This window comes from Solibacillus sp. FSL W8-0474 (assembly GCF_038004065.1).
Classification (GTDB): Bacteria; Bacillota; Bacilli; order Bacillales_A; family Planococcaceae; genus Solibacillus; species Solibacillus faecavium.
Genome location: NZ_JBBOQJ010000001.1, coordinates 2,097,584 through 2,110,446, shown reverse-complemented (window position 1 = coordinate 2,110,446; position 12,863 = coordinate 2,097,584). Strand labels below are relative to the sequence as shown.

At 35.9% G+C, this 12,863-nt stretch carries 13 protein-coding genes and 2 pseudogenes; 10 read left to right on the top strand and 5 right to left on the bottom strand.

The annotated features are described in order from the left end of the window. Positions 1–79: 79 nt before the first annotated feature. From NYE67_RS10395 to NYE67_RS10370, 6 genes and pseudogenes are all read left to right on the top strand, one after another. On the top strand, positions 80–658 hold the full coding sequence (locus NYE67_RS10395; RefSeq protein WP_340729980.1) for a GNAT family N-acetyltransferase: 579 nt from the start codon (positions 80–82) through the stop codon (positions 656–658). A gap of 84 nt (positions 659–742) precedes the next feature. Then, a pseudogene (locus tag NYE67_RS10390) lies at positions 743–967 on the top strand (cytidine deaminase); the annotation flags it as partial. A gap of 69 nt (positions 968–1,036) precedes the next feature. Then, positions 1,037–1,404, top strand: a pseudogene (locus tag NYE67_RS10385) (GNAT family N-acetyltransferase). An 81-nt stretch (positions 1,405–1,485) separates the two neighbouring features. Then, positions 1,486–2,541 carry an ankyrin repeat domain-containing protein gene (locus tag NYE67_RS10380; protein ID WP_340729979.1) on the top strand — a complete coding sequence of 352 codons (1,056 nt, stop codon included), beginning with the start codon at positions 1,486–1,488 and terminating at the stop codon, positions 2,539–2,541. A gap of 342 nt (positions 2,542–2,883) precedes the next feature. Beyond that, positions 2,884–3,348 (top strand): GNAT family N-acetyltransferase, encoded by a 465-nt coding sequence (locus NYE67_RS10375; protein WP_340728072.1) that lies wholly within the window; start codon positions 2,884–2,886, stop codon positions 3,346–3,348. 72 nt (positions 3,349–3,420) lie between these two features. Next, a complete protein-coding gene (locus tag NYE67_RS10370; protein ID WP_340729978.1) occupies positions 3,421–4,197 on the top strand; it encodes a class I SAM-dependent methyltransferase in 777 nt (258 codons plus the stop codon). A gap of 599 nt (positions 4,198–4,796) precedes the next feature. On the opposite strand, the gene nadR is transcribed toward NYE67_RS10370, so the two are convergent. Together nadR and pnuC are read right to left on the bottom strand one after the other, a co-directional pair. Beyond that, a complete protein-coding gene (nadR, locus tag NYE67_RS10365) occupies positions 4,797–5,879 on the bottom strand; it encodes a multifunctional transcriptional regulator/nicotinamide-nucleotide adenylyltransferase/ribosylnicotinamide kinase NadR (RefSeq protein ID WP_340728070.1) in 1,083 nt (360 codons plus the stop codon). Between the two features lie 2 nt (positions 5,880–5,881). Beyond that, positions 5,882–6,595, bottom strand: a complete 714-nt coding sequence (pnuC, locus tag NYE67_RS10360; protein ID WP_340728069.1) for a nicotinamide riboside transporter PnuC — start codon at positions 6,593–6,595, stop codon at positions 5,882–5,884. A 295-nt stretch (positions 6,596–6,890) separates the two neighbouring features. Between pnuC and NYE67_RS10355 the strand changes: the two genes are divergently transcribed. Beyond that, positions 6,891–7,166: a YqhV family protein gene (locus NYE67_RS10355; protein ID WP_340728068.1), complete on the top strand. Its 276-nt coding sequence runs from the start codon at positions 6,891–6,893 to the stop codon at positions 7,164–7,166. 46 nt (positions 7,167–7,212) lie between these two features. Here NYE67_RS10355 and NYE67_RS10350 read toward each other — a convergent pair whose 3' ends face one another. Both NYE67_RS10350 and NYE67_RS10345 read right to left on the bottom strand, forming a co-directional pair. Further along, complete coding sequence (locus NYE67_RS10350) at positions 7,213–8,445, bottom strand: MFS transporter (RefSeq protein WP_340729977.1); 1,233 nt, start codon at positions 8,443–8,445, stop codon at positions 7,213–7,215. 116 nt (positions 8,446–8,561) lie between these two features. Beyond that, positions 8,562–9,188, bottom strand: coding sequence for a LysE family translocator (locus tag NYE67_RS10345; protein WP_340729976.1), 627 nt, complete (start codon positions 9,186–9,188; stop codon positions 8,562–8,564). 507 nt (positions 9,189–9,695) lie between these two features. Between NYE67_RS10345 and NYE67_RS10340 the strand changes: the two genes are divergently transcribed. Continuing rightward, entirely contained in the window at positions 9,696–10,064 is a 369-nt protein-coding gene (locus NYE67_RS10340) for a VOC family protein (protein WP_340729975.1), read from the top strand. Positions 10,065–10,078: 14 nt separating this feature from the next. Here the strand turns inward: NYE67_RS10340 and NYE67_RS10335 are convergent, their stop codons facing one another. After that, positions 10,079–10,741 carry a GNAT family N-acetyltransferase gene (locus NYE67_RS10335; protein ID WP_340729974.1) on the bottom strand — a complete coding sequence of 221 codons (663 nt, stop codon included), beginning with the start codon at positions 10,739–10,741 and terminating at the stop codon, positions 10,079–10,081. A gap of 401 nt (positions 10,742–11,142) precedes the next feature. Between NYE67_RS10335 and NYE67_RS10330 the strand changes: the two genes are divergently transcribed. Together NYE67_RS10330 and NYE67_RS10325 are read left to right on the top strand one after the other, a co-directional pair. Further along, a complete protein-coding gene (locus tag NYE67_RS10330) occupies positions 11,143–11,571 on the top strand; it encodes a DUF1641 domain-containing protein (RefSeq protein ID WP_191698805.1) in 429 nt (142 codons plus the stop codon). A gap of 32 nt (positions 11,572–11,603) precedes the next feature. Beyond that, positions 11,604–12,791: an NAD(P)/FAD-dependent oxidoreductase gene (locus tag NYE67_RS10325; protein WP_339212301.1), complete on the top strand. Its 1,188-nt coding sequence runs from the start codon at positions 11,604–11,606 to the stop codon at positions 12,789–12,791. Positions 12,792–12,863 lie beyond the last annotated feature (72 nt).

Sequence of the window (12,863 nt, the reverse complement as noted above, 5' to 3'; positions counted from 1 at the left end):
TAATGGGGTTAATCTATTTTAAGGGATGGGCGTATAATTCCCCTATAAACTACGTGGTTCCAAAAATCCGGAGGTCAAAGTGATTATTAGAGACTATAGAGTTAACGATGAAACTGGATGGGTGAGATGCCGAACACTTGCATTTTTACAGACAGCCTATTTTGATAATGTTCTAAACAAGAAAGAATACTATAAAAATCCTGCCATTGAGCTAGTCGCAGAGTTAGATGGTCAAATCGTTGGACTTATCGATGTGGAGTATGAAAAAGAAGAACGAACAGTTTGCTCAAGAGGAGAAGGATTAGGTGGAATGATTTGGCACATTGCTGTTCATCCGGATTACTCTCGACAAGGAATAGGGCAACAACTACTTCATGCTGCTGAAACTAAAGCTAAAAGAATGAATTTAAATCGTTTTGAAGCATGGACAAGAGATGATTTGTGGGTTCAAAACTGGTATGGAAAAATGGAATTTAAAATCGTGGATTCTTATTACCACGTTTACTTTGAGGGAAACGAAATGAATCATAAAATTCAAAGTAACACGCCCAATCTATATTTAGTTAATGCTTTTACCCATTATGTTGGGAGAGATATTGACCAATTTAAAAATAATAAACGTGTTCACCAATGTGTTTGTTTTGAAAAGTCATTTTAATTAATAACTAAGTTTATCAATATATTATTCCACAATCGGACGCATTTCTGAAGAAAGAAATGCGTCTTCGTATTGTATCGTGTGATTTGTTTAGCACGAGAAGATGAACATGCACAATTAAAAGTTCTTTCACCTTTCGGAATCTGTCAAGAACGTTTATTTTCCTGGGGTCCACAAATTCAATGTGCCATCTCTAACAATACACAAGCAATTATTTTTAAAACACTAAATCAATTACAACCTTACCATTGGACAGAAACATATTACGATGAAATAACTGAATATTTGAAAAGTTATAGTTTATTATGAAATAATATCATGTTTAAAAAGATTAATTATCCTTTTATAGAATAACTATATAATCAAAGGAGAGATGGTATGTATCAATATTTTAATGGCTTAGTAATTAGAGAAGGTACTGAAGGAGTTCCTGCTGACGATGTTGAATTCTTGTTTAAAGATGCTGGATGGGCAAAAAATATTCCTTCATGGCAAAAAGAAAAATACTCGCTCATCTTTAAAAATTCAACTTGGGCATTTACTGTATGGGATAATGATCGGATGATTGGAATGGTTAGAGTAATATCCGATCAAATAATGGCAGCTAATATTATGGATTTAGTCGTTTTGTCAGAATACCGTGGTAAAGGCATTGGCAAAAATGATTGGAAGTGAAGGATTTATCCACGCATGGTACTTGCGTATATAATGGTTATATACAAGCAAGGAAAGATGGACACCGTTAAGTTATAAGGGCGGTGCATTTTATAAATAATGAGCTGCTTATAGTAATTTTGAAAAATCTGACCTATAGGAGAGTAGCCAGAATGGGAAAAAAGAAAAAAACTTTACCGAAAAATTTTGATGAACTAATTAAAGTGGGCGATATTTCAGCATTAAAAGAAGTATTTGTGCATTGCGAATTGGATGCCCGTGGCGGTTACAGTAAATCAACTGCTTTGAGCTTTTTCAATATACCCGATGAATTGGTTCGCTGGCTTGTAGAACAGGGGGCGGATATCAATGCTAGTGACAGTTACGGTAGAACAGCTCTACATAACCATGCAAAAAGTTGGCGCGGTAATACAGAATTGCTTCTTGAGTTAGGTGCACATATAGAAGCAAATGATTATCAAAACGAAACACCTATATTTGCTGCAGCTAGTTCATTTAATCCAAATGCAGTTTCCACATTAGTTGCAAAAGGAGCAAATATCAATGCAGAAAATAAGATGAGACAGACGCCTTTAGAAAAAGCTTTGTCGGTATGTAGAAACATAGATATCGTCAATATGGCGAAAGTTGCTGACATCTTGCTTAAAGCTGGAGCAATTAAAACGCAGAAAATGAAAGACTCTATTAAGCGAATTGGAAATGACTTTGAATTTTACAGAGAAGGCTTTAATCCGGAATTTTTGAATCAAACAGATGAGGCACTTTTACATCTTTATGAACTATTTGATGTTCTACCGGTAGAGAAACGGATAACTCACGATGGCTCCTCTCCAATAACCGTTACAGCAAAAGGATGGCAGGCGCAGCATAATGAACTCTGGGATTTATTAATTCCTTCCGAGGGGCATGCGAAAACTGTACAGGGTGAGGTGATACGTATTACCGGTAAAGTATCTTATGAAATATTGGATAATGGTGGGGTCAACTGGGATAATCAATTTCGTAAAATGCTTAACCATTTAGATCATTACTTTAGCTTAGGCACGCCATTACCCCCGGCTAAACTTTTGGAGGCTAAAGCGTTAGTAAAAGACCTTCCTAAAGGAAATGGGAGTAATGAAGTTGAAAGACTATGCGAACTGGCGGTGCAATGGGTACTCAGTAATCCGAATCCTATTAAGTTGGAACAGCCCGACTACAAGCGTTAACCATAGTTTCATCGTCAACTAATGAAAAATTTAATTATTCATAACGAAAGGAGACAGAAATTTGAAGATTTATTTCTTTTAGTACCTATTGTATTTTCGGTATTATGGTTTCTTAACATAGTTCAGCTCTTGGAAAAATTAAAGGCCGGGAGAAATATACATAATCAAAAGGTTTTAGGATGTGTATGGAGCGCGGCATTTACACTTTCTTTAATTATGATTTAATTTTAATATCTGGAATTCAATAAGTACGAATACTCTTTAGTGCGTTGGTCCGAGAAGGATTCAGCGCTTTTTTTGTGGAAGTATTATACGTACAGAAGATTAATAAGGGGGATTTCAATGGAAACTGAATTAAAGTTTAGACTGGCTACTGAAAAGGATTTAGAAAGAATCGTGGGCTTGCTTGCGGATGATTTATTAGGCAGTAAACGAGAGCGCTATGAAGATCCACTTCCTCTTAGTTACAGAAAAGCATTTGATGCGATTTCAATAGATCCGAATAATGAATTAGTTGTGGCTTGTGATGGCGATGAGGTGATTGGCGTCCTACAAATTACTTTTACTCCGTATATAACTCATCAAGGTGGATGGAGAGCGACAATTGAAGGAGTCAGAACAGCAGCTTCTGTACGAGGGCAAGGTGTTGGGTCTAAGCTAATTAATTGGGCAATCCAACGTGCAGAACAACGAGAATGTCACTTGGTCCAGCTGACGACAGATAAAAGAAGACCGGATGCGTTAAGGTTTTATGAACAGTTGGGCTTTAATGCAACACATGAAGGATTAAAATTAAGTCTGAAGTAAAACAACGGAGGAAAGTAAATTTATTGAAAAAGTGACTTTCATTCATATTGGCGTTATGAAGGGGGGATTATAGTGGGGATTGATTTTCATAATGAAAAAAATAGATATTCTTATTCAACTCGAAAGGCAGATAGTTCATGGATTCATGCTTTGGGGGAGTTAGTAAATTTTAATAATATTCCTAAAGCATTGGATATAGGTTGCGGTGGGGGGATTTACTCGAAAGCGTTATCTGACATGGGCGTAATGTCTGTTACAGGGGTCGACTATTCAGAGGAAATACTGAAAGCTGCTAGAGAAAATTGTGCCGAGTATCCAAACATTTCATTCAGACTAGGGAATGCACTACAAACTGATTTAGAAAGTAACGAATACAATTTAATTTTGGAAAGAGCGTTAATCCATCATATACAGGATTTACAAATGTGCTTCAAAGAGGCCTATAGACTGTTGCTTGAAAAAGGAAATTATATCGTCCAGGACCGGACACCGGAAGATTGTTTATTAAAGGGAGATCCGAGTCATATAAGGGGATATTTTTTTGAACGGTTTCCGCAATTAATTGAGAGCGAGATAAAACGGAGATACAGCAGTGAATTTGTCATAAAAACACTTACGGATGTTGGATTTACAGAGGTTCAGGAAATTAAGTTATGGGAAACTAGAAAGGAATATACAAATAAAGCGCAATTACTAAAAGACTTAAGTGAGAGAACAGGAAGAAGTATATTACATGAACTAACAGATGAGGAATTAAAATTATTAATTGAGTATATAGATGAGGCAATCTCGTCTGATCAAAACATCGTGGAAAAAGACAGATGGACAATTTGGATAGCAGTTAAATAATTTACATTTCCATTAAGGCTGGGCAAGTAACTGATGAAATAGACGGAGAAATTCCCCTTATTCAGAAAATAAATTAAGAAAAGGCCAAAATAACGGTAGAAATTCCGCTTATTCGTTCAAAAAATAGAAAAATGAAAGTTTTTAATTCAAATAAACGGAAAACCTCCCCTTATTTTCGCTCTATAACGGCTCCAGACAACAAATAACAGGAGAATCTCCGCTTATTTTCTTTACTAAAATATTTCAACAAGCGACTACGGGAAGGGATGCACTGACCCAGATATGCATGTACATTAAGAGGCGCTGTTCATACCGGCTGGGGTGGTAGCTGATGAAATAGAGGGAGAAATTTCCCTTATTCAGAAAATAAAATAAAAAACGGTCAAAATAACGGTAGGAATTTCCCTTATTCAATCAAAATACAAAAAAATGAGCGCTTTTAATTCAAATAAAGGTAAAACGTTCCCTTATTTCCGCACGATAACGGCTCCAATCAACAAATAACGGAAAAATCTCCGCTTATTTTGCTTCACTAAAACATTTCAACAAGCGACTACGGGGGAGTAGCCGTTGTTGAAATGTAAAAATCCGCGTAAAACTTATGAATGCCCCGTTATACTGCTTCTTACGATCTCCTTACATTGATTAAACCGTTTATTTCGATCTACTTCATCGACAATTTTCAGTGTAATGCCATACATTTCATATATCGATTTTAGGAGATGATTACGCTTCTGTCGCTCTACATCCGTAACCGGTCTGCGTGTGCCGTCCAGCTCATGGAAGTTGTGGGGTTCAATAAAGATATATTCATCGATTTTCTCTACTTTCAATTTTAGCATCGTATCAACCAATTTGTGATACTCACCGGTCTCCATGAAATGGAAAAATTGTGTATAAACTAAATCGGTATCCACCATCAACACTTTATTAGACTTTTTGCTGGCCTCATTCATCAGATGGACATGACCTGCTGCAATGTCAGCATAGTCCGATGGCTCAGATATATCGGCGTACCCATTGATTTCGTCATAATATAAACGACCATACTCTTCCAAATGATTAGTTTCGAAGTGCTTTGCCAACATTTTAGTAAGATGCGACTTACCGACTGATTCAATGCCGCAAATAGCAATACGTTTTACATAATGTTCACGAACAGCGGGCGGTAAGAAATTCCAAGAATTAAAAATACCGTTTTTTCTAATTTCCGTTGCAGAAATGTTGAATGCTGATCTTTCAGTATCAATAATGTGATGCCTTGCTTGAGGTAAGTATTTTGCAAAATACTCCTCGTATTCGTGCTCACTGCTGAACACTACATCCACTTTGCCGCCAATTTTAGATAGCAGCTCTTTGTGCGAATCAAAAATGGAATCATCATTCATGTAATCATCCGAGCGCTTTTCATATTGCGAAATCACACGTATATTCTTAAAATTCTTCAATTCTTTCGTAATCCAGCGTTCACGGACACGACTCGATACCCATTCAAAGCCTGTATTCTCACATAAGCTTTTATCATAGACATCATCATAACCAACGACAACGAACAAAATATCTACGAGAGACTGCGCTTCAAAAATACAGTTTAAATGTCCTTTGTGGAATGGTAGAAACTTACCGCCATATAAACCGATTTTTTTATTTTTATATTCGCTGATTGGTACACCGAAGTTCAATTTTATACAGCTCCTTGCGCCTTGCTAATTTTAATCCAGTTAATATACCCGTAAATTGAGTTAACTAAAAATGCACACCACATGACAAATACTGTCCAATCATTACCGCCCTGTTGTACTAAAATAATCGCCCACAAAGCAATCGTAATGACATTGACGACAATCCATAAAATCCATTGTTCAGCGTAGCGCATAATCATTAAAATTTGAGCTACTACCGATAAGACAACGGCCAAACCATCAAGACCCGCCAAGTTTGCGCCAATTCTTGATAAAAATAGCGAGTAGGAAATATAGGCAACAATTATTCCCGCTCCTGTATAAAGCCATTGTTTCGTTGTTAACCGTTTCGCATAAATTTCTTCCCCGTATGCAGCTTCATCAGGGGATTTCTTATTTTTAAACCATAAGTAAAATCCGATAAATTGAATAGGTAAATAGAATAACAGATTCAGCATGGATTCTCCATATAATCCATAGCCGTAAGCAATGTAACCGTATGTCGAACATTGAACAACACCGACTACATATGTTCCAATTTTCCCTTTCGCTGCTAATACAACACAAATAATGCCGGCTATAGATGAAATCGTTCCTAGAAGCGTATCATCCCATAAAATACTAAGAATGAGGATGATGACTGTTGAAACGACTAACCAAGCCTTTTCGAATAACGTCCAATTTTTGAACATAACTACTGTACCTTCTTTCTCCATGATGAATGGCTAAAACGAATATTTATAAGGGCACCCTATTGATGGGTAATATTGGCTTTACCCGCTAATATTTTAACATTAATTGGAATTAAATGAACTAATTATTCTATTATATAAACGAGAAATTTTTATATTTTAAGAGAATTATTTGTACACGATATATGAATTATATGTAATTGTGGAATGGGATTAATGCTCATTGGTATGGGAAGATGCTGTTTGAAAGAGAATGGTCTCAAGTTAATATAAATTCGAGGTTAGCTGCATATGTTATGAATGAATAATAGCAGGGGATGTGGTTCCATTTATTGAAAAGGCGCTTCTTATTATCATTATTTTAAGACTTATTTCAGGAAGTATTGAATTGACGGCTGCTGCTTTAATGTTTAAATTCAATGATTTGGAAAAGGCCTTTTATATCAATACAATGTTAGCCTTAGTAGGTCCGGTTGTTCTAATCGTTACGACTGGACTAGCTCTACTAGGTCTGGCAGAGAAAATTTCATTGACTAGGATAATATGCCTTTTTGCCGGCATTTCCCTTATTCTGTTCAGTTTGAAATCTCAATAATTTTAAGGACCGTTCCAGCCGCAAAAGCTGTCAGGTCCTTATTTTTTTATGTTGCTTTTTTGGATTTCTCGATTTCCTCGACATTGATGCATTTGAAGACAACAAATAACAGTATGAATCCTAATACACCTGCCACAATATAGCTGACATTGAGATAGTCTTTCATGACGAGTGACATAATAGGGGGGCCGGCTGCAACACCGATAAATCTCGCTGAGCTATAAAAAGAAGAAACTGTGCCTCTTAATTCTTTGTTGATGTTATCTGTAATAATTGTGTCAAGTGCAGGCAAGAGGGCACCAATGGCGATTCCGACTATACTTGTTACTATAAGCAAAAGAATGAGTTTTTTGCTTGTATAACCTACGAAAACAATGCTTGTAGACATGGCAATTAACGAAATAACAATTATTTTTTTCATTCTTTTCAAGTCGCCTTTAATTTTACGACCAGAAACATAAGAAGAAATACACAATAGTAAAAGTGGAATGGCTAAAACAAAACCTTTCTTAACACCTTTTATATCATGAACTTTTTCGAGGTTGTCGGATAAGAAAAATAACATACTGAATAATATCAGCATAACGAGTACACCATTTAAAAATATGGTATACAACCATTTTCCTTTCTCTTTGAAAACTTCCTTTGTATTACTTAAAAATTCCTTGAACTTTAAAGGTTCATCTTTTTCTTTAGGGACTTTTACAAAGAAAAAGATAAGTAAAATAGAAATTAAACTAAGCGCTGAAATTGAGAAGAAGGGCAGAAACCATAAAACAGCTGCAAATATTGAACCTAAAATGGGGCTCAACACTTTACCGAAAGTATTAGACGTTTCAATTATTCCTAACGTCGAACTTATTTTTTCATCATCATCCTGATATAGGTCACCTACAAGGGGCATAACGATCGGCATTGCTCCTGCCGCACCGATTCCTTGAATAACCCTACCAATAATGATCATCATGTACGGGTCATCCATTTTCCAGGAAGCAAACCCGGCAATAAGACCACCGATTAAAGCGAGGATTAAACTAGGCAATATTACCATTTTCCTTCCAAATCGGTCTGATAAATAACCTGCTACAGGTATAAGGAAAATTGCTGCAATAGAATAGCTTGTAATAATCATGCTTGACTGAAATGATGTGATCCCGACCTTGTCTTCGAGTATCGGGAGCACCGGTATAAGCATGGAATTTCCCAGTGTCATGATAAGAGGAATTGAAGTTAAACTGACAATACACCAGACACTTACTTGAGCCTTACTTTTGTCCATTACCACACCTCGACTAATTTGTTTATTTATAAGGTATGGTTTCATTTCGGGTATTTTATGCGCCTTAATTATTTGACAAGTTTTTCATATAACAATTTAAGTGTTGTCCGCATGCATTAAAATAACATTTGGAAAGCCATTTTGCCGAAGTATAGTCCGAATCCGATCATTAATATGGCTGAAACGAAGGAAACGATTTTCAAAAGCCTCGTGGATAATAATTTTCGTGCGACACTTGAGAAAAAGGACATAAGAAAATCCACTAAAATAATACCAACTAAAATGGCGATACTAAGTATTATGATTTGATAGATTGTAGTTGAACCCGCATTTTTTGCAAGGATGGAGCCATATATCCCAAGCCAAAAAAGAATCGTTAGCGGATTTAGCAGCGACATGAAGAAACCGGACATAATTGATTGTCTAAGACGTGTTCTTTTTTTGGTATTTGAATCCATCTCAATTTTATGTAGCGATAGAAGATTTTCTATACCTGTATACAAAAGGACAAAACAGCCGAAAGACCAAAGTATCGTTTTCAATAATTCCGATTCAATAAATTGTCCAATCCCAAAATAAACAACAAACATATAGATGATATCGGTTACTATGGCACCGAGACTAAAAAACCAGGCATGAAAAAACCCATTCTTCAAACCCGTATTTAATAAAACGGTCTTAACAGGTCCGATTGTTGCAGCCATAGATACGCCTAAAAAGACATACGTCAAGATAGAATTCATGAATAGCCCCCCAAGAAAATGATTTCCTTGCATTTTATTCCGAGCCAATGACTTCTAGGACTAGTTAAAGGGAAAATCAAATAGAAAATGTCATGAATAAATAAAATAGCTTAGATTAATTGAGTTTTGATTTTAGAAGGATGGACAATGAGTAGTTATGGTTATGGTGGAGGAGATTGAAGTGTGTAATGAGATAAATAGCGGAAGGAATTTCCCTTATTTCGAAAATAAAATAAAAAGTAATCAAAATAAGGGAAGTAATTTCCGCTATTGACCTAAAAAACATGTAATTTCATGATTTTATTTGAAATAACGGTAAAACATTCCTTTATTTAACCTAGAAATGAGCTACATCATTCAAATAACGGTAAAGCCTTCCCTTATTTTAGAGAGGGCATTCACACTTTATAAGAAATAGTTATGGATTTTCATAAATAACCCATAATTTTATTTATATACCATATTACATATAATAAAATTAGTCTTAATACTTAGGGGGATATATATATGATTATAGGATTACATCATGCTCAAATTACGATACCAAAAGGTGCCGAAGAAGAAGGAAAAAATTTTTATTGCCATGTTTTACAGTTAGAAGAAATTCAAAAGCCAGATTCGCTTCAAGGAAGAGGGGGCTTTTGGTTACAAGTTGGTAGTACACAAGTTCATGTAGGAACAGAAGATGGTTTTGACAGATTATCAACGAAAGCCCATTTAGCATATGAGGTAGAAGATGTATCCTATTGGAAAGAAGTATTGATTGAAAATGATATAAAAATATTAGATTCAGTGCCTATTCCCAATTTTGAACGTTTTGAGTTTAGAGATCCTTTTGGAAACAGAGTCGAGATGATAAGTAACACTAAAAAATAGCTTAAGTAATACACCTATTTAAACGGATTTCTCCACTCCATTAGCACACCGTAATGACAGGATTCTTCGTCCTCCAAATAATTGGTTATGACCTGGACAGGGATTCGTCCACAGCGCAGTAAAAAGGAAATGACAGAATCCTGTATATCGCCGTTTACTACGGACTGAACGTATAGTTCCGGTGTCATGTCATTTTCATAACGATGGTAGCCGGGCATGCGACTTCCTCCTAATAATCTTTCCAGCTTGAGATGGACGACTATGTCATACATCGATAACATGAGCCATTTTCCTAAGCCTAACTTACGATAAACAGGACTTACACAAATATCAACTACATAAAGTGTATTGCCGTTTTGATTGTGATTTCTAATATAACCGTTGTCTGTTATTTCCTCCCATGTATGGTGCGGTGCATTCATATCAAAGTCGACAAGCAAGGCTGTCATAGAGCCAGCAAGTTTACCTTCCACTTCAATACACAATGCACCTTCTGGAAATAGCGCAGTATGATTTTTTAATTGCTCCGTATTCCACCATAATTCTTCGGGGAATGGAGGGGGGAAACATTCTTTTTGAATGCGGATTAATTCAGCGAAATCCTCTTCCCGATAATTTCGAATCGTCGCAGGGAACGGTTTACTTTCATTGGATACATATAACTCTTTATAATACATTGCTCCGCCTCATTTCCGGTTTGGATTAAGATGTTTGCGCAAGTATTTCTAAGTTGTAGCACTCCGCTTTTATAAGTTTCTTCTTATTAATTACTGCATAAATTTATTTACCTAAAAAAATTATCGCAAAAAAATACTTCATTAAAATAAAATATAAAAGAATAATTCAACCCGAAAAATCACAGAATATCTCTTAAAATACATAAAAATAAAAGTTTTTAATCGGTTCAAATTACAGAATATTCGATTATTTTATTTTTCCTAATTTTATTTCATTTTTCTAATTGTAACAAGTGATTCTTTGTGCTATCGTTGCTTAATGAATGGGTATGTGAAAGGAATTACAAATAAGTATGAACTTTCGTTAGAAAAAATATTGGTGTTGGCAAAGGAGAGTTATTATGTCAGAAATGAATAATCAGCAGGTAGAAAAAGTGTCTGTTACACAAGAACAATTAGACGTATTAGACCAACTATTAAAGCCAGAGGTGCAGGCTTCATTGACTACTTTGGTAGATAATTTACCGAAATTAGCTGAAATGACAACTTTATTAACAAAAGCGTATGATTTCGCATCAAGTGTTGCAACAGATGAAACGCTAAAAAATGATACAGTAGCTGCAGTTACTGAAATGGCAAGCCCAGTAGTAGGAACAGCAAAATCTATTGCTCAAACTGCAATTGAAGCGAAAGACCGTGCTGAAGTAAGCAATGAAACAGTAGGCGTATTTGGCTTATTAAAAATGTTGAAAGACCCTCAAGTACAAGGGGCATTACGTTTTGCAAATGCATTTTTACAAGTAGCAGCTGAACGTAAAGAAACGAAATAATTGCATAATCTATTTATTGGAGGATATTGATCATGGTAACTAAAGAAATCGTTATTTTAGGTGCTGGGTTTGCCGGTGTATTAGCTGCTCAAACAGCTCGCAAATTTTTAACTACGAATGAAGCGCGTATTACAGTCGTAAACCAATTCCCAACACATCAAATTATTACAGAATTACACCGTCTTGCAGGTGGAACAATTAAAGAAGGCGCTGTATCTTTATCACTTGAAAAAATCTTCAAAGGCTTAGATATTAACCTTGAAATCGCTAAAGTGAACAGCTTTAATGTAAATAATAAAGAAGTAGCACTTTCAAACGGCAAAACTTTACAATATGATACGTTAGTAGTTGCTTTAGGAAGCCAAACTGGATTCTTCGGTATCCCAGGCTTAGAGGAAAACTCTTTCGTATTAAAATCTGTTGATGAAGCAAACGCTATTCGCGAGCATATTGAAGCTCGTATTAAAGAATACGCTAAAACTAAAGATGAAGCAGACGCGACAATCGTTATCGGCGGTGGCGGTTTAACAGGTGTTGAGCTTGTAGGTGAAATCGTTGACCACTTCCCGAAAGTAGCGGAAAAATACGGTGTACAATTCGAAGACCTAAAAATCAAGCTAGTTGAAGCAGGTCCAAAAATTTTACCAGTATTCCCGGATAACTTAATCGACCGTGCGACAACTTCATTACAAAAACGTGGTGTTGAATTTATCACGTCAACTCCTGTTACAGGTGTAGAAGGAAATGTAATTCAGTTAAAAGACCGTGAGCCAATCGTAGCTAATACATTAGTATGGACTGGTGGGGTTGCACCACTTCCAATCGTAGGTGAATCTGGTTTAGCAGCAGATCGCGGTAAAGCGACAATCAACGATTTCCTACAATCAACTTCTCACCCAGAAGTATTTGTAATCGGTGATGCTTCAGCACATATTCCTAACCCGGGCGACCGTCCAACTTATGCACCAACAGCACAAGTTGCATGGCAGCAAGGTGAAGTAGCAGGCTATAACATCTTCGCTCAAATTAAAGGCGCAGATTTAAAAGAATTCAAATTCACAAACTCAGGTACTTTAGGTTCTTTAGGACGTAAAGACGGTATCGCTACAATTGGTGCTAACAATACGCAACTAGTAGGATTACCAGCTTCACTGATGAAAGAAGCTTCAAATGTTCGTTATATGACACATATTAAAGCGCTATTCGGTTTAGCGTATTAATTATATGGCATACTAGAAAGTTTATTACTTTCTGGTATGTCTTTTTTTTAGGAATAAATTTCACTTTTTTAG

Excerpts from the sequence above, each read along its gene's own strand:
- NYE67_RS10340 (WP_340729975.1), top strand. The coding sequence starts at position 9,696 with ATGATTATAGGATTACATCATGCTCAAATTACGATACCAAAAGGTGCC.
- NYE67_RS10330 (WP_191698805.1), top strand. The coding sequence starts at position 11,143 with ATGTCAGAAATGAATAATCAGCAGGTAGAAAAAGTGTCTGTTACACAA.
- NYE67_RS10375 (WP_340728072.1), top strand. The coding sequence starts at position 2,884 with ATGGAAACTGAATTAAAGTTTAGACTGGCTACTGAAAAGGATTTAGAA.
- NYE67_RS10350 (WP_340729977.1), bottom strand. The coding sequence starts at position 8,445 with ATGGACAAAAGTAAGGCTCAAGTAAGTGTCTGGTGTATTGTCAGTTTA.
- NYE67_RS10380 (WP_340729979.1), top strand. The coding sequence starts at position 1,486 with ATGGGAAAAAAGAAAAAAACTTTACCGAAAAATTTTGATGAACTAATT.
- NYE67_RS10325 (WP_339212301.1), top strand. The coding sequence starts at position 11,604 with ATGGTAACTAAAGAAATCGTTATTTTAGGTGCTGGGTTTGCCGGTGTA.
- pnuC (WP_340728069.1), bottom strand. The coding sequence starts at position 6,595 with ATGGAGAAAGAAGGTACAGTAGTTATGTTCAAAAATTGGACGTTATTC.
- NYE67_RS10335 (WP_340729974.1), bottom strand. The coding sequence starts at position 10,741 with ATGTATTATAAAGAGTTATATGTATCCAATGAAAGTAAACCGTTCCCT.
- NYE67_RS10345 (WP_340729976.1), bottom strand. The coding sequence starts at position 9,188 with ATGAATTCTATCTTGACGTATGTCTTTTTAGGCGTATCTATGGCTGCA.